A 22,979-nucleotide genomic window follows, 5' to 3' on the forward strand; every position below is an offset into this window, starting at 1 on the left:
GTGTCCGCCGTCACTTTCGGCGTGCACGGCGCATGACTTCGACAAGAATGGCGGGCAATGTCGAAATGGTTGTCCCGGGACGTCTTGTCCTGGAACGTGGTCGTGCCGGTGCTTGCCGTCGTCGTGCTGGCAGTGATCTGGGGCGAGAAGCTGGGACCGGTGCTGGTCGGGGTGGCCGCGCTGTTTCTCGTCGGCGCCGTGATCGCCGCGGTGCATCACGCGGAGGTGGTCGCACACCGGGTCGGCGAGCCCTTCGGGTCGCTGATCCTCGCGGCCGCGGTCACCACCATCGAGGTGGCCCTGATCGTCACCCTGATGATGTCCGGCGGGAACGAGGCCGCGACGCTGGCCAGGGACACCGCGTTCGCCGCGCTGATGATCACCACCAACGGGATCGCCGGTTTGTCGCTGCTGCTCGGCTCCCGGCGCTACGGCGTGACCCTGTTCAACGCCGAAGGCGCCGGGGCCGCCCTGGCCACGGTCACCACGGTGGCCACGTTGAGCCTGGTATTGCCGGCGTTCACCACCGGGCATCAGGGCCGGGAGTTCACCCCCAGCCAGCTCACCTTCGCGGCGATCGCGACGCTGTTGGTGTACCTGCTGTTCGTGTTCACCCAGACCGTGCGGCACCGCGACTTCTTTCTGCCGATCGCGCAGCGGGGCCAAAAGCGCGTGTTCGAGGACGAGAGCCACGCGGATCCACCCAGCAGGCGGCAGGCGTTGAGCAGCCTGGTGCTGCTGCTGTGCGCGCTGGTGGCGGTGGTCGGCCTGGCCGAGGAGGAGTCACCGGCCGTCGAGCACGCGGTGATGGTGGCGGGCCTGCCGCAGTCGTTCGTGGGTGTGATCATCGCGGCGCTGGTGCTGCTGCCGGAGACGCTCGCGGCAGCCCGGGCGGCGCGAAAAGGCCGCATCCAGACCAGCCTGAACCTGGCGTACGGGTCGGCGATGGCCAGCATCGGGCTGACGATCCCGACGATCGCGCTCGCGTCGATCTGGGTCAAAGGACCGCTGGTGCTCGGCCTCGGGCCCATCCAGCTGGTGCTGCTCGCGCTGACCGTGGTGATCAGCGTGTTGACCGTCGTGCCCGGTCGGGCCACCCGGCTGCAGGGCGAGGTGCATCTGGTGTTGCTGGCCGCCTACGTCTTCCTGGCGATCAGCCCCTGAGGGGCCGGCTAGGACCGGGCGCGCAGCGTCGCCAGCGCCTTGTCCGCGTGGGTGTCCATGTTGAACTCACTGGAGATCACGTCGAGCACCGTGCGGTCGGTGTCGATGACGAACGTGGTGCGCTTGACCGGCATCAGCTTGCCCAGCAGGCCGCGCTTGACGCCGAATTGCGCGGCGACGGTGCCGTCGGTGTCCGACAGCAGCGGGTAGTCGAATTTCCGCAGGTCGGCGAACTTGGCCTGCTTTTCCACCGGATCGGCGCTGATCCCCACCCGGTTGGCGCCGACAGCGGCGAATTCCGAGGCCAGGTCGCGGAAATGGCACGCCTCCTTGGTGCACCCGGGCGTCATCGCCGCCGGGTAGAAGAACAGCACGACGGGACCGTCGGCGAGCAGGGCGCTGAGCTTGCGGGGGGCCCCGGTCTGATCGGGGAGTTCGAAGTCGGTCACCGTGTCACCAGTTTTCATCCCGCGAGCGTAACGCCGCTGCGAATCTGAGCGTCCGAAAGCGCAGCCACGTTACGCTCGCGAGCCGACCAACCCCATCTGGGAGGATGAGTCGGTGCACGCCCACCTCGCCGCGACGACCTCACGAGAGGATTTCCGCCAGCTGGCCGCCGAGCACCGCGTGGTCCCCGTGACCCGCAAGGTGTTGGCGGACAGCGAGACGCCGTTGTCGGCCTACCGCAAACTCGCCGCCAACCGCCCGGGCACGTTTCTGCTCGAGTCGGCCGAGCACGGCCGTTCCTGGTCGCGGTGGTCGTTCATCGGCGCCGGAGCGCCCTCGGCGCTGACCGTGCGCGACGGCGAGGCGATCTGGCTCGGCGTGGTGCCGCAGGACGCGCCGACCGGAGGAGACCCGCTGCACGCCCTGCGGGCCACCCTCGAACTGCTGGCCACCGGGCCGCTGTCGGGCCTGCCGCCGCTGTCGGGCGGCATGGTCGGGTTCTTCGCCTACGACCTGGTGCGGCGCCTGGAACGGCTGCCCGAGCTGGCCGTCGACGACCTGGGCCTGCCGGACATGCTGTTGCTGCTGGCCACCGATGTGGCGGCGGTGGATCACCACGAGGGCACCATCACGCTGATCGCCAACGCCGTGAACTGGAACGGGACCGACGGGCGGGTCGACGAGGCCTACGACGACGCGATCGCCCGCCTGGACGTGATGACCGCGGCGCTGGGTCAACCGCTGTCGTCGACCGTCGCCACCTTCGACCGGCCCGAGCCGCGCTACCGCGCGCAGCGCAGCGTCGAGGAATACGGGAAGATCGTCGACTACCTCGTCGAGCAGATCGCCGCGGGGGAAGCCTTCCAGGTCGTGCCCTCCCAGCGGTTCGAAATGGACACCGACGTCGACCCGATCGACGTGTACCGCATGCTGCGGGTGACCAACCCCAGCCCGTACATGTATCTGCTGCACGTGCCGAATGACGCTGGGGGAACGGACTTTTCGATCGTCGGGTCGAGCCCGGAGGCGCTGGTCACCGTCGCCGACGGTGTCGCGAGGACCCATCCGATCGCGGGAACCCGCTGGCGCGGGGAGACCGACGAAGAGGATCAGCTGCTGGAAAAGGAGCTGTTGGCCGACGAGAAGGAACGCGCCGAGCATTTGATGCTGGTCGATCTGGGCCGCAACGATCTCGGCCGCGTGTGCGCGCCGGGCACCGTCCGCGTCGAGGACTACAGCCACATCGAACGCTATAGCCACGTGATGCACCTGGTGTCGACGGTGACCGGCCTGCTCGGCGAGGGCCGCACGGCCCTGGACGCGGTGACGGCCTGCTTCCCGGCCGGCACGCTGTCGGGGGCGCCGAAGGTGCGGGCCATGGAGTTGATCGAAGAGGTGGAGAAGACGCGCCGCGGCCTGTACGGCGGCGTGGTCGGTTACCTCGACTTCGCCGGCAACGCCGATTTCGCGATCGCGATCCGCACCGCCCTGATGCGTACCGGCACCGCCTACGTGCAGTCCGGGGGTGGGGTGGTGGCGGACTCCAACGGCCCGTACGAATACACGGAGGCGACCAATAAGGCGCGCGCGGTGCTCAGCGCGATCGCGGCGGCCGAGACGCTGACCGAGCCGGGCGCGGGCCGCGATGGCTGAGGCCCGCACCGAGCGGCGCCGGCTAAACGGCCGGTGGTTGATCCGGATCGCCCAGGCGATGCTGGTGGTGGCCGCGGGCGCGCTGTGGGTGGCCTCGCGCCTGCCCTGGGTCGTGATCCGGTCGTTCGACGGGCTGGGGCCGCCCAAGGAGGTGACGTTGTCCGGCGGGGCGTGGTCGACGGCGCTGCTGCCGTTGGCGATGCTGCTGCTGGCCGCGGCCGTCGCCGCCATCGCCGTGCGCGGCTGGCTGCTGCGGGCGCTGGCGGGGCTGCTGGCGCTGGCCAGCCTGGGGGTCGGTTACCTGGGAATCGGCCTGTGGGCGCTGCCCGACGTGGCGGTCCGCGGGGCCGAGCTGGCCCACGTCTCGGTGATGTCGCTGGTCGGCAGCGACCGGCGGTACTGGGGCGCCGGAGTCACGGTGGCCGCCGCCGCGTGCGCCCTGATCGCGGCCGTCCTGCTGATGCGATCGGCATCGGACTCCGGGTCGGCACGGTCGAGCGCAACGAAGTACACGACGCCCGCGACGCGCCGCTCGATTGCGCGGCGCACGGACGCCGACGGGGCAACGCCGGAGGGGCGAACGACGCCGGAAATGTCGGAGCGGATGATCTGGGACGCGCTTGACGAGGGACGCGACCCGACCGATGCGCCGGGCGAGTCTGACACCGAGGGTCGGTGACGGGCCGCGAGCCGCGGGCCGCTACCCTTCATTGACGTCGTCGCAATCGGCTGGGGACAAGCGAGTGGCCGTCCGATGACAGCGGGGCGACAGGGCGAAGGGAAACGACAGGCATGAGTCCGGCAACCGTGCTTGACTCCATCCTCGAAGGAGTCCGGGCCGACGTTGCCGCGCGCGAAGCCCTCATCAGCCTGTCGGAGATCAAGGCCGCCGCGGCGGCCGCGCCACCGCCACGCGACGTGATGGCCGCCCTGCGCGAGCCCGGAATCGGCGTCATCGCCGAAGTCAAGCGTGCCAGCCCGTCGGCGGGTTCCCTGGCCACCATTGCCGATCCGGCCAAACTGGCCAGGGCGTACGAGGACGGCGGCGCGCGCATCATCAGCGTCCTGACCGAGGAGCGCCGCTTTCACGGTTCGCTCGACGACCTCGACGCGGTTCGGGCGGCGGTCTCGATCCCGATTCTGCGCAAAGACTTTGTCGTGCAGCCGTATCAGATCCACGAAGCGCGGGCGCACGGCGCCGACATGTTGTTGCTCATCGTCGCCGCGCTGGAGCAGTCGGCGTTGGTGTCGATGCTGGACCGCACCGAATCGCTCGGCATGACGGCACTTGTCGAGGTGCACACCGAAGAGGAAGCCGACCGGGCGCTCAAGGCCGGGGCCAACGTCATCGGTGTCAACGCCCGCGATCTGGCCACGCTGACGGTGGATCGGGATTGCTTCGCGCGCATCGCACCCGGGCTGCCCAGCAACGTGATCAGGATCGCCGAATCCGGCGTGCGCGGTACCGGAGACCTGCTGGCGTATGCCGGCGCGGGTGCCGACGCGGTGTTGGTCGGCGAAGGTCTGGTGAAAAGCGGTGACCCGCGCGCCGCAGTCGCCGATCTGGTCACCGCGGGCACCCATCCGTCCTGTCCGAAACCGGCTCGCTAGTCGCTACGTCACGTCAAGAGCCCCCGCGCTGATACGTTGAACCCCATGAGCCATCCCCGCGTAGAGCCTTGGTGATGGTGGACCTCTCCTCCCAGGCCCGCCCGGACCTTCCGCTTCCGAGCGCCGCTATCGCCGAACCCACCCGTCACGAACCCGATGCCGGTGGCCATTTCGGCGTGTACGGCGGCCGCTACGTCGCCGAGGCGCTGATGGCCGTGATCGAAGAGGTCACCGCGGCCTACGAAAAGGAACGTGTCAACCAGGACTTTTTGGACACCCTGGATTATCTGCAGTCGCACTACGCCGGCCGCCCGTCGCCGCTGTATGAGGCGCCTCGCCTCTCGGAGCTGGCCGGCGCGCGCATCTTCCTCAAGCGAGAAGACCTGAACCACACCGGTTCTCACAAGATCAACAACGTGCTCGGTCAGGCGCTGCTCGCGCAGCGCATGGGCAAGAAGCGGGTGATCGCCGAGACCGGGGCCGGCCAGCACGGCGTGGCGACGGCCACCGCGTGCGCCCTGCTCGGCCTGGACTGTGTGATCTACATGGGCGCCGTGGACACCGAGCGTCAGGCGCTCAACGTGGCACGGATGCGATTGCTGGGAGCCACGGTCGTCTCGGTCCAGAGCGGTTCGAGGACGCTCAAGGATGCCATCAATGAAGCGTTCCGGGATTGGGTCACCAATGCCGACAACACCTTCTACTGCTTCGGCACCGCGGCCGGGCCGCATCCCTTTCCCGCCATGGTGCGCGATTTTCAGCGCATCATCGGCCTCGAGACGCGCGCCCAGATCCAGGCGCAGGCGGGCCGGTTGCCCGACGCGGTGGTGGCCTGCATCGGTGGCGGATCGAACGCCATCGGCATCTTCCACCCGTTCATCGACGATCCCGGCGTGCGGCTGATCGGATTCGAGGCCGCCGGCGACGGCGTCGAAACCGGAAGGCACGCCGCGACGTTCAGCGGCGGTTCCCCGGGGGCGTTTCAGGGGTCGTTCTCCTACCTGCTGCAGGACGAGGACGGTCAGACCATCGAATCCCATTCCATCTCAGCGGGTCTCGATTACCCGGGGGTGGGTCCAGAGCATGCGCATCTGCGCGAGACGGGGCGCGCCGAGTACCGCCCGATCACGGACTCCGAGGCGATGGAGGCATTCCGCGCCCTGTGCCGCACCGAAGGGATCATCCCCGCCATCGAATCCGCGCACGCGGTGGCCGGTGCGCTGAAGGTGGCCTCCGAATTGGGCAAGGCCGCGATCATCGTGGTGAACCTGTCCGGGCGCGGGGACAAGGACGTCGAGACGGCCGCGCAGTGGTTCGGGCTGTTGGGATCCAGCGACCGATGACCGTCAAACAGGGCGAAGCGAGCAGGCTCGGGCCGATCTTCGATGCGTGCCGTAGCGATGGTCGCGCGGCGCTGATCGGCTACCTGCCCACCGGATACCCGGACGTGCGGACGTCGGTGGACGGGATGATCGCGCTGGTCGAATCGGGTTGCGACATCGTCGAAGTCGGGGTGCCCTATTCGGATCCCGGCATGGACGGCCCGACCATCGCCAAGGCCACCGAAGTCGCGCTGCACGCCGGAGTGCGCGTCCGCGACACCCTGGCCGCGGTCGAGGCGATCAGTGCCGCCGGGGGGCACGCCGTGGTGATGACCTACTGGAACCCCGTGTTGCGCTACGGAATTGACGCCTTCGCGCGTGATTTGGCATCGGCCGGCGGATACGGCCTGATCACTCCCGATCTCATTCCCGACGAAGCCGGGCAGTGGCTGGCGGCGTCCGAGGAGCACGGGTTGGACCGGATATTTCTGGTGGCGCCGTCCTCGACGCCGCAACGCCTGGCGATGACGGTCGAGGCGTCCCGCGGGTTCGTCTACGCGGCGTCGACCATGGGCGTGACCGGGGCGCGCGACGTGGTGTCGCATGCCGCGCCCGAGTTGGTCGGCAGGGTCAAGGAGATCTCGGACATCGCCGTCGGTGTCGGGCTGGGGGTGCGCTCGCGCGAGCAAGCCGCCCAGATCGGCGGCTACGCCGACGGTGTCATTGTCGGTTCCGCGCTGGTGTCGGCGCTCGGAGACGGGGGATTGACCGCATTGCGCGCACTGACCGAGGAACTCGCCGCCGGCGTACGCCAAAGGGCGGTCGCGTCGTGACGACGTTCCTCGCTTCTTTCCCGAGTCCCTCGCAGGGCGTCTGGCACCTGGGGCCGCTGCCCATCCGGGCCTACGCGCTGTTCATCATCGCCGGCATCGTGGCCGCCCTGCTGATCGGCGACCGGCGCTGGGAGGCGCGTGGCGGCGAGCGCGGCGTGATCTATGACATCGCGCTGTGGACCGTGCCGTTCGGGTTGATCGGTGGCCGGCTCTATCACCTGGCCACCGACTGGCGCACCTATTGGGGCCCGGGCGGTGCCGGACTCGGGGCCGCCATCCGGATCTGGGACGGCGGGCTGGGCATCTGGGGCGCGGTGGCGCTCGGCGCCGTCGGCGCCTGGATCGGGTGTCGTCGGCACGGCATTCCGTTGCCGGCCTTCGCCGACGCGATCGCCCCGGGAATCATTTTGGCGCAGGCCATCGGTCGGCTCGGTAACTACTTCAACCAGGAACTCTACGGCCGCGAGACCACACTGCCGTGGGGCCTGGAGATCTTCTACCGCCGGGACCCCTCGGGATACATCGACCCGCATTCGCTGGACGGGATCTCGACCGGCCAGGTGGCACTCGTCGTGCAGCCGACGTTTCTGTATGAATTGCTCTGGAACCTGCTGATTTTCGTCGTGCTGATCTATGCGGACCGGCGACTCACGCTGGGGCACGGCCGGCTGTTCGCGCTCTATGTGGCCGGCTACTGCGTGGGCCGCTTCTGTGTGGAGCTACTGCGCGACGACACCGCCACCCACATCGCGGGCATCCGGATCAATTCGTTCACATCGACTTTCGTGTTCATCGGGGCCGTGGTGTACCTCATGGCGGCGCCTAAGGGCCGCGAAGATCCCGAGAGCCTGCGCGGAAATCAATACCTCGACGAGGAATCCGCGGAACTCGAGCCGGCGACCGTTGCGGCGGCGACGGCCGAGGCGGGAGCTGCGGATGCGGCTTACGACGACGTGCCGACCGAATCCGCGGTGGGGACCGCGGAAGTCGCGGACACCGACGCCGAGGAACTCGACCTTGGCGAGCCCGGGGCCGACGCGGAAGTCGAAGAGCCGCAACCGGAAGAGCCCGAAGATGGGGGGGCCGTCGAGGCGGTGGCCGAAGAACCCGAAGCGGAATCAGATGAGCCGGAGGCCGAGGCGGTTGCCGATGAGGCTGAGGTCGGGGAGTCCGAGGCCGAAGAGGTCGAGCTCGACGAGCCCGACGCCGACGCAAAAGCCCAAGAGCCGCAACCGGAAGAGCCCGATGAGAGTGAATCCGAAGAGGCCGTAGCCGAAGAAGCCGAAGCGGAATCCGACGAGCCCGACGAGCCGGAAGACGAAGAGCCCCAACCCGAAGCGGACGCCGAGGACTCCGGACCCGAGGAATCGGAAGCCGAAAGCGCGCAAGCCGCGACGGAAGAACCCGTCACCGAAAAGACCTCAGCGCAACCGCAAACCCGGCGGCGATGGGGCTCGCGACTGCGGAACCGGCTGTCGGGCCGCTGACCACCACGATGGTGCGCCCGGGCGCACCGAGTCTGGCATGCTGGACGACTGTGACCCGTTCGGTGACGCAACCTCAGGCCAACACGCGGGGCCTGCGTCATCGCGGCTACATCGCGGCCGGCACCGCCGTCGCGCTGGGCGGCGCGCTCGGCTACATCGCACTGGCCGACCCGCACGATCCCGCGTCGATCTATCCGCCGTGCCCGTTCAAGTGGCTCACCGGCTGGAATTGCCCGTTTTGCGGCGGGCTGCGAATGACGTATGACGTGGTGCACGGTGACCTGGCTTCCGCCCTGAACGACAACGTTTTCGTGCTGGTCGGAATCCCGATGCTGGCAGCGTGGTTCTTGGTTCGCCGCGTGCGGGGCACGTCATCGGCGCCGCGGACGGCGTTGCTGACCATCGTGGTCGCGACGGTCGCCTGGACGGTTCTGCGTAACCTGCCCGCCTTTCCGTTGATTCCGGCCGTTCTTGGTGGGTAAAAGCACACTGCGCGGCGGCGTTATGTGCGGGCCGTGGGGGTTGCACGCGACTATGCTGGGTCGGCGTGAGTAGACGCGGGAAGATCGTCTGCACCCTTGGGCCTGCGACCAATTCGGACGAGTTGATCCTGGCGCTGGTTGAGGCAGGAATGGACGTCGCCCGGTTGAACTTCAGCCACGGTGATTACGCCGACCACAAAGCCGCCTACGAACGGGTCCGGGTCGCCTCCGACGCCACCGGCCGCGCCGTCGGCGTGCTCGCCGACTTGCAGGGCCCCAAGATCAGGCTGGGACGCTTCGCCACCGGGCCCACCTACTGGGCCGACGGTGAGACAGTCCGGATCACCGTCGCCGACTGCGAAGGCAGCCACGACCGGGTGTCCACCACGTACAAAAAACTGGCCCAGGACGCCGCCGTCGGCGACCGCGTTCTCGTCGACGACGGCAAGGTCTGCCTGGTGGTCGACGGCATCGAGGGCGACGACGTCATCTGCACCGTCGTCGAGGGCGGCCCGGTCAGCAACAACAAGGGCATCTCGCTGCCGGGCATGAACGTGTCCGCACCGGCCTTGTCGGAGAAGGACATCGAGGACCTCACCTTCGCGCTGGACCTCGGCGTCGACCTGGTGGCGCTGTCCTTCGTGCGTTCGCCGGCCGACGTCGAGTTGGTGCACGAGGTGATGGACCGGGTCGGGCGGCGGGTCCCGGTGATCGCCAAGCTGGAAAAACCCGAAGCCGTCGACAATCTGGAAGCCATCGTGCTCGCCTTCGATGCCATCATGGTGGCTCGCGGCGACCTCGGCGTCGAGCTGCCCCTGGAAGAGGTTCCGCTGGTGCAGAAGCGGGCCATCCAGATGGCCCGCGAGAACGCGAAACCGGTCATCGTGGCCACCCAGATGCTCGATTCGATGATCGAGAACTCACGGCCGACCCGCGCGGAGGCCTCCGACGTCGCCAACGCCGTCCTCGACGGCGCCGACGCGGTGATGCTGTCCGGGGAGACGTCGGTGGGCAAGTATCCGATGGCGGCCGTGCGGACGATGTCGCGCATCATCTGCGCGGTCGAGGACAATTCGACGGCCGCCCCACCGCTGACCCATGTGCCGCGCACCAAACGCGGTGTGATCTCGTATGCGGCCCGCGACATCGGGGAGCGGCTCGACGCCAAGGCCCTGGTCGCCTTCACCCAATCCGGCGACACCGTCAAGCGGCTCGCGCGCCTGCACACCCCGTTGCCGCTGTTGGCCTTCACCGCATGGCCCGAGGTGCGCAGCCAGCTGGCGATGACGTGGGGCACCGAAACGTTCATCGTCCCGATGATGACCTCCACCGACGGCATGATCCGCCAGGTCGACAAGTCGCTGCTGGAACTCGGTCGCTACAAGCGTGGCGACCTGGTGGTCATCGTCGCCGGCGCGCCACCTGGCACAGTAGGGTCAACCAACCTGATCCACGTGCACCGGATCGGCGAGGACGACGTCTAGCCCCACGACGATGCGGTCCGTGCAGCGGACCGAGGAGGAGTGGGGCAACTCCACCCAGCCCCAAGGAGAGCCTGTGCCAGCCGGCGGTGAGTTTCAGGAGCCGAACACCGACTTCGCGGAACTGCTGGCGACACTCGACCTTCACCGCGTCTCCGATGATCTGTTCGTCGGTTCGCATCCCAGCAAGAACCCGATGCGGACGTTCGGCGGCCAGCTCATGTCGCAATCTTTCGTCGCGAGCAGCCGGAGTCTGGTGCGCGACGACCTGCCGCCGAGCGCGCTATCCGTGCACTTCATCAATGGTGGCGACACCGACAAGGACATCGAATACCACGTGACCCGGCTGCGGGACGAGCGGCGGTTCGCCAACCGGCGCGTCGACGCGATGCAGGACGGTACGTTGCTGTGCTCGGCGATGGTCTCCTACATGGCCGGCGGCCGAGGCCTCGAGCACGGCATCGAGCCGCCGCAGGTCGCCGAACCGCACACGCAACCCACAATCGGCGAACTGTTGCGCGGCTACGAAGAGACCGTCCCGCACTTCGTCAACGCCCTGCAGCCCATCGAATGGCGCTACACCAACGACCCGGCATGGGTGATGCGGACGAAGGGGGATCGGCTGCCCCACAACCGGGTCTGGGTCAAGGCGCTGGGAGAGGTCCCCGAGGACCCGGTATTGCACACGGCGACAATGGTGTACTCCTCGGACACCACGGTGTTGGACTCGGTCATCACCACACACGGTCTTTCCTGGGGATTCGACCGCATTTTCGCCGCGTCGGCCAACCATTCCATTTGGTTTCACCGGCAGGTCAACTTCAACGACTGGGTGCTCTACTCGACGTCGTCGCCCGTGGCGGCGGATTCGCGTGGGCTGGGCACCGGGCACTTCTTCGACCGGTCCGGGCAACCGCTCGCCACGGTGGTGCAAGAGGGCGTACTGAAGTACTTTCCGTCGTCTCGCCGATAAACCGTTACCCAATAGCTGCAGGACATCCGCCCGAATCCCTCCCGGTAGGGCCCTGATCGGGCGTAACTTTGGCCTAGCCGGGTATTCGGTGCAGAGGCGGCAGACACGCCGCCCAGCTGTTGTCAGCGCATCGGGAGGTGAGTGTGAACGGACCGGTAGTGGACGTCACAGCAAAACCCCGCGCGCGCGAACGCGTTGTCGTCTCGGCCGATTCACTGGCGGTCCGCCTGACCGGCGCCCTGGCGCTGCTGTGCGCGGCGTGCTGGCTGATCGAGATCCTCTTCCGTCACCACAGCCAACCCAACTGGCACTTCGCCGATCGCCTGGCCTGGTCGGTCACCGTCCTGGTCGCGGTGGCATGGATCGCGCGCGGCGTCTTCCTGGGTCGCCCGGTGACGACGATGCACGCCATTGCGGCCGCATTTGTCGTGCTGGTGGGGTTGGGCCTGCACGTGTTGTCCTTCGATCTGCTCGGCGACGTGGTCATCGCCAGCTCAGGCATGGTGTTGATGTGGCCGATGGCGTCGCACCCGCGACCCGCCGACCTGCCGCGCGTGTGGCAATTGATCAATGCGACCGGCGACGACGCGCTGGCGCCGTTCACCATGCAGACCGGCAAGAGTTACCACTTCACCGCCGACGGCACCGCGGCGCTGGCGTACCGGACGCGGATGGGAATCGCCGTGGTCAGCGGGGACCCCATCGGCGACGAGAACCGCTTCCCGGAACTGGTGGCCGATTTCGCCGCCGCCTGTCATGCCCACGGATGGCGCATCGCGGTGGTGGGATGTGGCGAGCGGCGGCTGGGCCTCTGGAAAGACTCGGTGACATTGGGACAATCGTTGCGGGCCATACCGATTGGGCGCGACGTAGTTGTCGACGTGTCGGGCTTCGACATGGTCGGCCGCAAGTTCCGCAACCTGCGTCAGGCGGTGAAGCGGACCCATAACTGCGGCGTCACAACCGAAATCGTGGCCGAGCAGGAGCTCGACGACGCGCTGCTGGCCGAGCTGACCGAGGTGGTGCGGGAATCGTCCAAGGGGGCGCGTGCCGACCGCGGATTCCACATGAATCTCGACGGCGTGTTGGAAGGCCGTTTCCCCGGGATACAGCTGATCATGGCCCGGGACGCCGCGGGCAAGGTGCAGGCATTTCACCGATACGCCACGGCCGGCGGTGGCAGCGACATCACCCTCGACGTCCCGTGGCGACGCCGCAGTGCCCCCAACGGACTCGACGAGCGGCTCAGCGTCGACATGATCATGGCTGGCAAAGAGAATGGGGCACAGCGTGTTTCGCTTGCGTTCGCGGCATTCCCCGAGATTTTCGACGACAAGAACCGCGGCTGGACCCAGCGCGTCTTCTACCGGCTGATCCACATCCTGGACCCGCTGATCGCGCTGGAGTCGCTGTACCGGTACGTGCGCAAGTGGCACGCGCTCGACGCGCGGCGCTACGCGCTGATCTCCATGACCCAGATCGTCCCGTTACTGTTCGTGCTGTTGTCGCTCGAATTCATGCCCCGCCGGCGACATCTCTGAACCCGCCGCCGGCAGTGCGGGACAGCCTGATTGGCAGCAGCTGTCCAGTTTCTAGACAGAACATTCCCACTCTTCGTCGCTACCGTTGATATAGACAGTGGTTGGCTTTCGCATGTGCGTGATCGGATGATCGACGCATAATCCGGATGCCCCCCGAACGAAGCGGTTGAGGTAACTACGGGGAAAGGCAATTGTCATGGGTGATACGTTTCGCGACCCCATTGACCATGCGAGGACAACAAGGCCACATGCGGGCGAGTCGCTGATCGACGTGATGAGCTGGCCGGGGTACCTGTTCATGGTCGTGGGCGTCATTGCCGTCTTTCGGTGCCTCGTCGCCCTCGGCACGGGCCACGAAGGCCGCAGCCTGATCAGTGGCGCGATAGCGATCGCGGCGACCGCGGTCGGGTTGGTGTGGCTCAAGGTCGAACGCGGGCGGATCCGCAGGCTCGAGAACCGCTGGTATGACGAGCACCCGGACGCCTATCGGCAGCGCCCGGCCAGCTGACGGTGAGCGGGAAGCGGTCACGCGTCGGCGTCGACGCATAGTTCCTCGCAGCCGATTTCGGCGGCCAGGTGATGGGTAGCCACCACCACTGTGCGCTCGGGGGACAGCAACCGAGAATCCGGGGCCAACAGGTCGCGCAGGATCTCATCGGCGTCGGTGACGTCAAGGTGTTCGGTGGGTTCGTCGAGCAGCACGATCCTCGCAGGCGACAGGACCGCCCTGGCCAACAGTAGTCGCCTGCGCTGGCCCGCCGAAAGCGCTTGCGCGCCACCGGTCAACACCGTGGCCAAGCCGTCGGGCAGACCGGCGAGCCACGTGCCCAGCCCGACGGCGCTCAGCGCCGCGGTGAGTTCGTCGTCTCGGCAGTCGCCGCGGGCGACCAGCAGGTTGTCTCGAATGGTGGTGGCAAAAACGTGGGCGTCCTCCGCGAAAAAGCCAATGGCGCAGCGCAAATCGACCTCGGCGAACCGAGTCAGGGCGACGCCGTCGAGCAGCACCTGACCCCCCAACGGTGGCAGCAATCCGGCGAGCGTCATCAACAATGTCGTCTTCCCCGAACCGCTGGGACCGGTGACGGCCAAGCGCGCGCCCGGGGGCAGGTCCAGCGCGACGCGGATCGAGCGCGCCACGCCGTGACCGGAACTCACGTCGGCGGATAACCGGCCGGTGCCGACCGGTCTCGGCGCTGCCCGTGTCGGTTCGATGCTCTTTTCGGTGGCCGCGCGCGGGCCCTCGGACACGGTCAGCTCGAGCAACCGGCGCGCGGCGATCCGCGACCGCGTCAGCTGCACGGCCGCGGCCGGCAGCGGCGTCATCGCCTCGAAGGCGGACAACGGCAGTAACATCAGCACGGCCAGCGTCGTGGGCGCGACCGCGTGCGCCAGCCCGATCCCCGCCACCACCGCGCCCAGCACGCTGGCCCCGACGGCCGCGGTCGGCATCGCCTCGGCGATGGCGGCCGGCTTGGCGGCGGCGTCCAGGGCGTCACCCCACGCGCGTTGCCGGCGTTGCGATTCGGTGATGACGCCGGGGAGCAGGCCGGCGACGCGAAGCTCGGACGCATGGTCGAGCGCGACCATCGCCGCGGTGTCGCGCTCGGAATGATGTTGCCGCGCGATGTCTTCCTGGGTCGCGGCGGCCCGCCCGGCCAGACGGGGCGCGACGAAGCCGGCGATCAGCAGGCAGATGGCGAGTACGACGGCCGCCGCCGGCGAAATGGCGGCGACCACCGCGGTTGCCGCGAGCGCCAGCACCGCCGCGACGCCGATCGGTACCAGGGCGCGCACCAAGACATTGGCCAGCTCGTCGACGTCGGCGCCCACCCGGGCGACCAGCTCACCGCTGTGCAGCCGGACGGCCGCGGCCGCGGGTCCGCGCGCCAGCCGTTGATAAACCTGCACCCGCGCGGTGCCTGCCGCGTGCAGGGCCGTGTCGTGGGTGACCAGGCGCTCGCAGTAGTGCAGCACGGCCCGCGAGATCGCGAACAGCCGGACCGCGACCGCCGCGACAGAGAGATCGAGCACGGGCGGCATCTGCCACGCGCGGGTGATCAGCCACGCCGCCACACCGGCCAGTGCCAGCGCGCTGCCCAGCGAGAGGACCCCCAGCGTGATCGCCGCCAGCATGCGAGGCAGCCGGGGACGCAGCAGGGCGGCGGCCGCCAGTAGGGGGCTGGGGTGAGTCGTCGTCGAATCAGGCGGGCGCATAACGCACCCCACGGTCGGCGATCACCTCGACGACCTGATCGGCGACGGCGAGCACCGGCGCGCGGTGCCCGACCACGATCACGGTCGCGCCGGCGCGAGCCCGCTCGACGATGGCCCGCAGGACCCGGTCCTCGGTGCGTGCGTCCAGGTGCGCGGTCGGCTCGTCGAGCAACAGCACGGCGGCCGCCGATCCGAGCGCCCGCGCGAGACCCAGCCGTTGCCGCTGTCCCAGGGACAGCCCGACGCCGCCGCGTCCCAGCACGGTGTCGCCGCCGTCGGGAAGCTCCGCGAGTACTGCATCGAATCCCGATGCAGCGCAGGCGGTTTCGAGGTCATCGAGCTCTCCGAGCAGCGCCAGGTTGTGGTCGACGGTGCCCGGCACGAGTACCGGCCGTTGTGGCAGCCAGGACAGCTGTCCCCACCATCGGGTCTGCTCGAGATCGGCGACATCGAGCCCGGCGACGGTCACCCGGCCCGACGAGGGCGTGGTGATGCCGGCAATCGCCTGCAGGGTGGTGCTTTTGCCGGCACCGTTTCGCCCGGTCAGCACGGTCACCGCGCCGGGCTCGAGCAGCGCGTTCAGATCGCGGGGCGCCTCACCGTCGCGGCCGGCGACGGTGAGGTGTTCGAGGCGGATCCGCGCGCCGCGCGCGGTGACCGTGCGGGTCCCGGCCTTGGCCGGGGTCCGCTCGCCGATCAGGGCGAACGCCTCGTCGGCGGCGGCTCTGCCGTCTTGAGCGGCATGGAATTCCACGCCGATGCGGCGCAACGGCCAGTACACGTCTGGTGCCAGCAGCAGCACCGTCAAGCCCGTGGTCAGGGTCATCTCGCCGAAGACCAGGCGAAGGCCGATTCCGACGGCGATCAGCGCCACCCCCAGGGTGGCCAACAATTCCAGCACCAGTGCCGACAGGAAGGCGATCCGCAACGTCGCCATGGCCGAGCGGCGGTGGGCGGCAGCGAGTTCGGCGATGCGCCGTTCGGGTCCCGCGTCGCGCCCCAGCGCCCGGAGGGTGGGGATGCCGGCGATCAGGTCCAGCAGCCGAGCCTGCAGGGTGGTCATGGCGGCCAGGGCGGCCGCCGAGCGGTCCCGGGTCGCCAGCCCGATCAACACCATGAAGATGGGTATCAGCGGCAGCGTGATGGCCACGATCGCCGTCGATTTCAGGTCGTAGGCCGCGATCACGGCGACGGTGGCCGGCGTGAGGATCGCGGCGAGCAACAGCGTCGGCAGGTATCCGGTGAGATAGGGGCGCAGGCCGTCCAGCCCGCGGGTGACCACCACCGCGGCGGCGTCGCGTTGCGCCGCAAGCTCACCGGGCTGCCGGGCGGTCACCGCGTCGAGCACCTGGCCGGACAGGTCGGCGATGGCGGCGCTGGCACCGCGCTGGCCCAGCCGCGCCTGAAACCAATGCGTCACCGCGCGAATCACCCACAGCGCCACCAGGAGTGACAGCGGACCCCACCAGGCGGTCAGGCCGCCCGCGGGCGGGCCACCGACCACGCGGGCGACGATGCGCGCCAACACGATCGCCGAGCCGATCGCGCAGGCGGAGATCAGCACGCCGCAGGCCACCGCGACGACGAGGTAGCGGCGCAGCGCCGTCGAGGCCCGCCACAGTCTCGGGTCCAGTGGCGCCCGGCTCGCGCGGTCGTTACCGCTCAGGACGGGCGCCTTGCCAGGCCGATGGGTGCGGGTAGCCTGTCGGCCGAGATCCGTTGCCGGAAAACCCAATACGTCCATGCTTGGTATACCACCGTCAGCGGTGCCATGAACGCCGTCACCCACGTCATGACCTTGAGCGTGTAGTGGGTCGAGGAGGCGTTGTAGATGGTGAGACTCCACTGCTTGTTCAGCGTCGAGGGCACCAGGTTCGGATACAGCGAACCGAAAAGCAGAATCACCACGGCCGCCACCACCAGCGCGAGGCAGGTGAACGCCCAGCCGTCGGAGGCGCGCCGCCACACCAGCAGCACTGCCGCCAGTTGCGCGACCACCGCGACGGCCAGCACCAGCCAGGTCCAACCTTTGCCGTACGCCAACTGCGTCCAAAGTCCAAAGCCCGCAACCAGTCCGGTCACCGGAAGCGAGAGCCACACGCCGAACCGGTACGCGTCCTCACGGATGGCGCCGCACGTCTTCAACGCGACGAACACCGCCCCGTACAACAGGAACAGACCGGCGGTCGCCAAACCGCCCAGGACGGTATAGGCGTTCAGCACGTCGGCGACCGACAGGTGAATGTGGCCCGCGGCGTCCACCGGGAGCCCGCGGACCAGCGCGGCGAACGCGACGCCCCACAACACGGCCGGCAGCCACGAGCCGGCGGCGATGCCGAAATCGGCCCAGCCGCGCCACTTTGTGTCGTCGATCTTGCCACGCCACTCGATCGCCACGGCACGCACGATCATGCCGAACAGGATCGCCAGCAACGGCAGATACAGCGTCGAGAACACGGTCGCGTACCAGCCGGGAAAGGCGGCGAACATGGCCGCGCCCCCGACGATCAGCCACACCTCGTTGCCGTCCCAGACCGGCCCGATGGTGTTGAGTGCCGTGCGGCGCAACGGTTCGGCCTCACCGATTCCCACCCGCGCGAACGGTTCCATCAGCATCCCCACGCCGAAGTCGAAGCCCTCGAGAATGAAGAACCCCAAGAACAACACGCCGATGATGACGAACCACACTTCTTGCAGTCCCACTCCGATCAGCTCCTTCCGGCCTCGATGGACCCCAGCACGCCTCAGTAGGCGAACGACAGCGGCGCCACCTCGTCATCGCTGGGCGCGTGCGGGGGAGCGGGTTCCGCGTCGTGTTCCAGTGGCCCTTCGACGGTGTATCGCTTGAGCAGGAAGAACCAGAGGACCGCCAGCACCGCGTAGACGAGGGTGAAGGTCACCAGCGAGGTGATGACCATGCCGGGCACATGGTTGGACACGCCTTCGCGGACGGTCATCCGGACCAACGGGTCACCGGTGGGATTCGGAGCCACCACCCACGGCTGGCGACCCATCTCGGTGAAGACCCATCCCGAGATGTTGGCCAGGAACGGGGTGGGAATCGTGAGTAGTGCGAACCAGGAAACCCAGCGGCTCTTGGGGGTTCGCCCGGCACGGGTCAGCCACAGCACGGCGAGGGAGAACGCCACCGGGAACACCAGGAATCCGATCATCAGCCGGAAGGACCAGTAGGTGACGAACAGATTCGGTCGGTAGTCGTCGGGACCGAAGCGGTGCTGATACTGCTGCTGCAGCTCGTTCACCCCGTGCAGCGTCACGCCGCTGAGCTTGCCCTCGGCCAGGAACGGCAGCACGTAATGCACCTTGATCACCTCGGTGACGCTGCCGCAGTTGTTGTGGGTGCCGATGGTCAGCACCGAGAAATCGGGGTCAGTTTGTGTGTGGCACAACGCCTCCGCCGACGCCATCTTCATCGGCTGCTGGACGAACATCAGCTTGCCCTGGCGATCGCCGGTGAAGAACAAGCCGACCGCGGCGAGCAATACCACCCCACATCCCAGGAGTGCCGCGGGGCGAAACATGGTGCGAGCCTCGGTTTCGGCGGCGGGGGTAGTGGACCCGGGCCGGCGCGAGCGCACCATCCACCATGTGCTAACGGCGGCGACGAAGGTGCCGGCGGTCAGCAGCGCCCCCGCCACGGTGTGTGAAAACGCCGCTTGGGCAGTGTTATTGGACAACAGGGCGAAGATGCTGTCCAGTTCGGCGCGTCGCGTCGCCGGGTTGTAGTGCGCGCCGACCGGGTGTTGCATGAACGAGTTCGCCGCGATGATGAAGAACGCCGAGGCGTTGACGCCGATCGCGACGATCCAGATGCAGGCCAGGTGGAGCAGCTTCGGCAGCCGGCTCCATCCGAAGATCCACAAACCGATGAACGTGGATTCGAAGAAGAAGGCAAACAGCCCCTCCATCGCCAACGGCGCACCGAAGATGTCGCCGACGAACCGCGAGTACTCGCTCCAGTTCATTCCGAACTGAAATTCCTGCACGATGCCGGTCGCCACACCGATGGCGAAGTTGATCAAAAACAGCTTGCCGAAGAACTTGGTCAGCCGGTACCACGCGGTGTTGCCCGTGGCCACCCACACCGTCTGCATGATGGCGATCAGGGGGGCCAAACCGATCGTGAGCGGCACAAAGATGAAGTGGTAGACGGTAACAATACCGAACTGCCACCGCGAAATATCGACGACATTCATCTGTCATCTCCCGACTGCGGAGGCCCGATCAACGGCTACGACAGAGTGTAGTAGATAGGTCGGGTCCTGCGCTACCGGCGCCCGCGTCAGCCGCCGAGGGTGTTGGACGCCTTGCGGATGCCGAAGGACGAAATGATCTCGAAGACACCGATGACCACGAACCACGCGCCGACCACGATCGCCAGGGTGACGATCGATTCGAACGGTGACGCCACGACCACGATGCCGGCGAGCAGGCTGAGCAATCCGAGGAAGATATTCCAGCCCCGGCCCGGCAGGTGCGGGTCGCTGACGGCCGAAATCGTCGTGGCGACACCGCGGAAGATGAAGCCGATGCCAATCCAGATGGCCAGCAGCAGAATTGCGTATCCCTGACCGAAGTGGCGGAACGCGAGCAACGCCAGGATCAGTGACGCGGCACCACTGATGAACAACAGGATCCGGCTGCCCGCCGAGACGTGCAGCGAGAACGCGAAGACGACCTGCGCGATACCGGTGATGAGCAGATACACGCCGAAGGCGACGGCGGCGACCAGGATGGAAATTCCCGGCCACGCCAGCACCAGGACACCGAGGACGATCGACAGAATTCCCGACAGCAGAGCGGATTTCCACAGATGCGGCAGCAAGCTTGGAACGGGATGGGTTCCAGGAGAGCCAGGGGAGATAGTCATGGCCGAAGTCTGACACAAACGCGGTCCCCGGTATAGGGAGTCCGATCAGACGTGGGCGGTGTGTGGTCGCTCGGTGAGCAGGTCGGCAGGCTGTTCGCCTGCCTTGCGGCCGATGAGATACCAGGTGCGCATAACGCCTTTGCCCTTGACGTCGATACGGCCGCGCTCCTGCAGGACGAATTCGTTCTTGAGTCGCTCGTACATCGCTTGGGGCACCTGGATGCGGCCGACCGAGTCGGTGGACTCCATGCGCGACGCGACGTTGACCGCGTCGCCCCACACGTCGTAAAAGAACCGGCGCGAGCCCACGACGCCCGCGACCACGGGCCCACAGGCCATACCCATCCGCAGCGGGACGGCGTCACCGTGCGGATCCTTCAGTGCGGCCGCAACATTGGCCATGTCGAGCGCGAAATCGGCAAGTGCGAAGGCGTGATCCGGCCGAGAGCGCGGGACCCCGCTGACGACCATGTAGGAGTCGCCGCTGACTTTGATCTTCTCGAGGCCGTGTTTATCGACCAGCTCGTCGAAGGCGCCGTAGAGCCGGTTCAAAAACCGCACCAGGTCGGCCGGGGTGGTGGTGCTGGCGCGTTCGGTGAACCCGACGATGTCGGCGAACAGAACGGAGACCTCGTCGTACTTGTCGGCGATGACGCTGCGCGACGAGCTCTTGAGCCGCTCGGCGATGCTGCCCGGCAACATGTTGGCCAGCAGTGCTTCCGAGCGTTCGTACTCGGCTTCCATCACCGCCTCGGCGCGCTGGGTGTCGCGCAGTGCGAACCACACGGCCACGAACACCATCACGCAGGCGGACACGATGGTGACGACGAAGTTCATGGACTGCGCCCACGCCGGCTGTAATCCGGTGTCGCGCGGGACCAGGAACTCCAGCGCGATCACCAGGCCGGCCCCGATCGCCGCGACCACGGCCGCCAACACGGTGTGCTCGATGCCCAGCAGCAGCACCACCAGGCACGCCCCAACGAGGAAGAAAAATTGTGAGCCCGTACCCGTGCCGGCGTCCCAGCAGCTGACGAAGACCGTGACGTAGGCGGCGCCGATGAAGGTCAGCGGCGCAATCAGCTCACCGAAGCGGTGCAGCCATGGCACTGCGGCGAAGATCATCGCGGCGACGGCGTTGAGCGAGATGATCTGCCAGGTCCAGACTCCGGTGACCAACTGCAAGACCATGAAGTCGACGCAGACCAGCACGGCCAGCCAGGCGGCGATCGCGAGCACCCTGTATTGGCGCGCGGCGCTGTCGGCGTAGTGCTGGTTGCGGGCGCGCGACTGGGCCCGCGCCGCGGCTACACAGTCCGGGCGCTTAGACAAGCCGTCTGGCCATCGGGGTGGGCCACCACAATCTTTGGCCGCCACGCAGCAAGCGTAACCGCCGAACAGGCAATCTTGTCGAGAGCCGCCTCAATATCCCGTTTTCGCCCCCGTAAGTTTGCGCGTTCTGATAACCATTTAGTTATCGGGTTTTTGTCGGGTTTACGAGTCATTTGGTTCGGTTATTCAACACGTGTTGGACGCACTGTGTGACACGTGTTCGCCTCGACTAAGGGGTGCCTGATGGCGGGTCTGAAAAGAATCGTCCTTGCGTCGCTCATTGCCCTCACCGCCATGCTCATGGACGGCTGCAGCATCGCCTGTAGTGATCCGAGTTGGCTGCTGCGGGTGGCCGGCGATTCGATCGGCAATTACACCGCGGGGCCGGAGGTTTCGGCCTCGGGCCAGGTGTGTGTCACGCGATCAATCGGCGACTGAACTCTCGGACTCGCCGGTTCTCGGGGGATCGCCGGGCCGATAGCGAGTCGACGGTGGAGGCCGCCGATCACGCCCCGGATTATGAATTCAAGTGATCTTTTTCAACGCCATATCCCGGTGCGAAATGCAGTCAATTATAAATGCGCACAGTTAATAAATACGGGCAAATTCATACCTTTGGGATGTAATCAGGCCGATATCTAAACTTCTGGGCTGGCAGCTGCTGCCGAAACGCCACTTTGGTACCGGAAAGCCGGCGCCGATGGCGCCCGCCGACCGTGTTGCTGGTGGTGCCCTCGGTGAGATTCGAACTCACACTGGACGGGTTTTGAATCCGTTTCCTCTGCCAGTTGGGATACGAGGGCTTGCGGCCTCTTACCTTAGAGGCAGCCTCCCACCATAGAGGATTTGGTGTCCTCACCTGCCACACCGCCCCCGCGCACGCTGGTCTGAGGCGTTCGCGACACAATGTCCGTCATGACAGGCCCCACGACCGACACCGACGCCGCTGTGCCGCGCCGGGTCCTGATCGCTGAAGACGAAGCGCTCATCCGTTTGGATCTCGCCGAGATGCTCCGAGAGGAGGGTTACGAGATCGTCGGCGAGGCCGGCGACGGGCAGGAAGCCGTCGAGCTGGCCGAGCGCCATCAGCCGGACCTGGTGATCATGGACGTGAAGATGCCGCGCCGCGACGGCATCGACGCGGCCTCGGAGATCGCCAGCAAGCGCATCGCCCCGATCGTCGTATTGACCGCGTTCAGTCAGCGCGACCTGGTCGAGCGTGCCCGGGATGCCGGGGCGATGGCCTACCTCGTGAAGCCGTTCACCATCAGCGACCTGATCCCGGCCATCGAATTGGCCGTCAGCCGCTTCGGCGAGATCGCCGAGCTGGAACGCGAGGTGGCGACGCTGTCCGATCGGCTCGAGACCCGCAAGCTTGTCGAGCGCGCCAAAGGGCTGCTGCAGACCGAACAGGGCATGACCGAGCCCGAGGCGTTCAAGTGGATTCAGCGGGCCGCCATGGACCGGCGGACCACGATGCGGCGGGTGGCCGAAGTCGTCCTGGAAACCCTGGACCCGCCCAAGGAGTAGCCCAGGGAGCGGCTTAGG

At 67.4% G+C, this 22,979-nt stretch carries 21 protein-coding genes and 1 tRNA gene; 14 read left to right on the forward strand and 8 right to left on the reverse strand.

The genetic code is table 11. The features are described 5' to 3' along the window. Positions 1-57 precede the first annotated feature (57 nt). Complete coding sequence (locus ACZ50Z_RS06445) at positions 58-1,164, forward strand: calcium:cation antiporter (protein WP_464482793.1); 1,107 nt, start codon at positions 58-60, stop codon at positions 1,162-1,164. Positions 1,165-1,172: 8 nt separating this feature from the next. Here the strand turns inward: ACZ50Z_RS06445 and ACZ50Z_RS06450 are convergent, their stop codons facing one another. After that, a complete protein-coding gene (locus ACZ50Z_RS06450) occupies positions 1,173-1,631 on the reverse strand; it encodes a peroxiredoxin (RefSeq protein ID WP_464482794.1) in 459 nt (152 codons plus the stop codon). Positions 1,632-1,725: 94 nt separating this feature from the next. Between ACZ50Z_RS06450 and ACZ50Z_RS06455 the strand changes: the two genes are divergently transcribed. The 11 genes from ACZ50Z_RS06455 (at position 1,726) to usfY (ending at position 13,502) form a co-directional block, all read left to right on the forward strand. Next, positions 1,726-3,264 carry an anthranilate synthase component I gene (locus ACZ50Z_RS06455; RefSeq protein WP_464482795.1) on the forward strand — a complete coding sequence of 513 codons (1,539 nt, stop codon included), beginning with the start codon at positions 1,726-1,728 and terminating at the stop codon, positions 3,262-3,264. Further along, on the forward strand, positions 3,257-3,943 hold the full coding sequence (locus ACZ50Z_RS06460; RefSeq protein WP_464482796.1) for a TIGR02234 family membrane protein: 687 nt from the start codon (positions 3,257-3,259) through the stop codon (positions 3,941-3,943). The genes ACZ50Z_RS06455 and ACZ50Z_RS06460 overlap by 8 nt, the downstream gene beginning before the upstream one ends. 113 nt (positions 3,944-4,056) lie before the next feature. Beyond that, positions 4,057-4,875, forward strand: a complete 819-nt coding sequence (gene trpC / locus ACZ50Z_RS06465) for an indole-3-glycerol phosphate synthase TrpC (RefSeq protein WP_464482797.1) — start codon at positions 4,057-4,059, stop codon at positions 4,873-4,875. 71 nt (positions 4,876-4,946) lie between these two features. Continuing rightward, positions 4,947-6,218, forward strand: coding sequence for a tryptophan synthase subunit beta (trpB, locus tag ACZ50Z_RS06470; RefSeq protein ID WP_464482798.1), 1,272 nt, complete (start codon positions 4,947-4,949; stop codon positions 6,216-6,218). Then, complete coding sequence (gene trpA, locus ACZ50Z_RS06475) at positions 6,215-7,030, forward strand: tryptophan synthase subunit alpha (protein WP_464482799.1); 816 nt, start codon at positions 6,215-6,217, stop codon at positions 7,028-7,030. Before trpB ends, trpA begins: the two co-directional genes overlap by 4 nt. Continuing rightward, positions 7,027-8,517 carry a prolipoprotein diacylglyceryl transferase gene (locus ACZ50Z_RS06480; protein ID WP_464482800.1) on the forward strand — a complete coding sequence of 497 codons (1,491 nt, stop codon included), beginning with the start codon at positions 7,027-7,029 and terminating at the stop codon, positions 8,515-8,517. The genes trpA and ACZ50Z_RS06480 overlap by 4 nt, the downstream gene beginning before the upstream one ends. A gap of 62 nt (positions 8,518-8,579) precedes the next feature. Then, entirely contained in the window at positions 8,580-8,999 is a 420-nt protein-coding gene (locus ACZ50Z_RS06485) for a DUF2752 domain-containing protein (protein WP_464482801.1), read from the forward strand. A gap of 65 nt (positions 9,000-9,064) precedes the next feature. Beyond that, positions 9,065-10,483 carry a pyruvate kinase gene (gene pyk / locus ACZ50Z_RS06490; RefSeq protein ID WP_464482802.1) on the forward strand — a complete coding sequence of 473 codons (1,419 nt, stop codon included), beginning with the start codon at positions 9,065-9,067 and terminating at the stop codon, positions 10,481-10,483. 73 nt (positions 10,484-10,556) lie between these two features. Next, positions 10,557-11,453, forward strand: coding sequence for an acyl-CoA thioesterase domain-containing protein (locus tag ACZ50Z_RS06495; protein WP_464482803.1), 897 nt, complete (start codon positions 10,557-10,559; stop codon positions 11,451-11,453). A 143-nt stretch (positions 11,454-11,596) separates the two neighbouring features. Next, positions 11,597-12,994 carry a bifunctional lysylphosphatidylglycerol flippase/synthetase MprF gene (locus ACZ50Z_RS06500; RefSeq protein WP_464482804.1) on the forward strand — a complete coding sequence of 466 codons (1,398 nt, stop codon included), beginning with the start codon at positions 11,597-11,599 and terminating at the stop codon, positions 12,992-12,994. A 196-nt stretch (positions 12,995-13,190) separates the two neighbouring features. Next, entirely contained in the window at positions 13,191-13,502 is a 312-nt protein-coding gene (gene usfY / locus ACZ50Z_RS06505; protein ID WP_464482805.1) for a protein UsfY, read from the forward strand. A 17-nt stretch (positions 13,503-13,519) separates the two neighbouring features. Here the strand turns inward: usfY and cydC are convergent, their stop codons facing one another. From cydC to ACZ50Z_RS06535, 6 genes are all read right to left on the reverse strand, one after another. Beyond that, positions 13,520-15,208 (reverse strand): thiol reductant ABC exporter subunit CydC, encoded by a 1,689-nt coding sequence (gene cydC / locus ACZ50Z_RS06510; protein ID WP_464482806.1) that lies wholly within the window; start codon positions 15,206-15,208, stop codon positions 13,520-13,522. Next, a complete protein-coding gene (cydD, locus tag ACZ50Z_RS06515) occupies positions 15,195-16,808 on the reverse strand; it encodes a thiol reductant ABC exporter subunit CydD (RefSeq protein ID WP_464486115.1) in 1,614 nt (537 codons plus the stop codon). The genes cydC and cydD overlap by 14 nt, the downstream gene beginning before the upstream one ends. A gap of 62 nt (positions 16,809-16,870) precedes the next feature. Continuing rightward, the gene (gene cydB, locus ACZ50Z_RS06520; RefSeq protein WP_464482807.1) at positions 16,871-17,911 is read right to left on the reverse strand and encodes a cytochrome d ubiquinol oxidase subunit II; all 1,041 of its coding nucleotides are present in this window, start codon (positions 17,909-17,911) and stop codon (positions 16,871-16,873) included. Positions 17,912-17,952: 41 nt separating this feature from the next. Next, a complete protein-coding gene (locus ACZ50Z_RS06525; RefSeq protein ID WP_464482808.1) occupies positions 17,953-19,425 on the reverse strand; it encodes a cytochrome ubiquinol oxidase subunit I in 1,473 nt (490 codons plus the stop codon). 86 nt (positions 19,426-19,511) lie between these two features. Beyond that, on the reverse strand, positions 19,512-20,099 hold the full coding sequence (locus tag ACZ50Z_RS06530; protein WP_464482809.1) for an HdeD family acid-resistance protein: 588 nt from the start codon (positions 20,097-20,099) through the stop codon (positions 19,512-19,514). Between the two features lie 45 nt (positions 20,100-20,144). Further along, complete coding sequence (locus ACZ50Z_RS06535) at positions 20,145-21,476, reverse strand: adenylate/guanylate cyclase domain-containing protein (protein ID WP_464482810.1); 1,332 nt, start codon at positions 21,474-21,476, stop codon at positions 20,145-20,147. 198 nt (positions 21,477-21,674) lie between these two features. On the opposite strand from ACZ50Z_RS06535, the gene ACZ50Z_RS06540 reads away from it, so the two are divergent. Continuing rightward, positions 21,675-21,869 (forward strand): hypothetical protein, encoded by a 195-nt coding sequence (locus ACZ50Z_RS06540; RefSeq protein WP_464482811.1) that lies wholly within the window; start codon positions 21,675-21,677, stop codon positions 21,867-21,869. A 288-nt stretch (positions 21,870-22,157) separates the two neighbouring features. On the opposite strand, the gene ACZ50Z_RS06545 is transcribed toward ACZ50Z_RS06540, so the two are convergent. Next, positions 22,158-22,234 (reverse strand) — tRNA-Leu (locus ACZ50Z_RS06545). A gap of 112 nt (positions 22,235-22,346) precedes the next feature. Between ACZ50Z_RS06545 and ACZ50Z_RS06550 the strand changes: the two genes are divergently transcribed. Next, positions 22,347-22,961 (forward strand): ANTAR domain-containing response regulator, encoded by a 615-nt coding sequence (locus tag ACZ50Z_RS06550; RefSeq protein ID WP_464482812.1) that lies wholly within the window; start codon positions 22,347-22,349, stop codon positions 22,959-22,961. Positions 22,962-22,979 lie beyond the last annotated feature (18 nt).

The sequence above is a fragment of the Mycobacterium sp. NTMscope_MAC_269 genome (assembly GCF_976985695.1).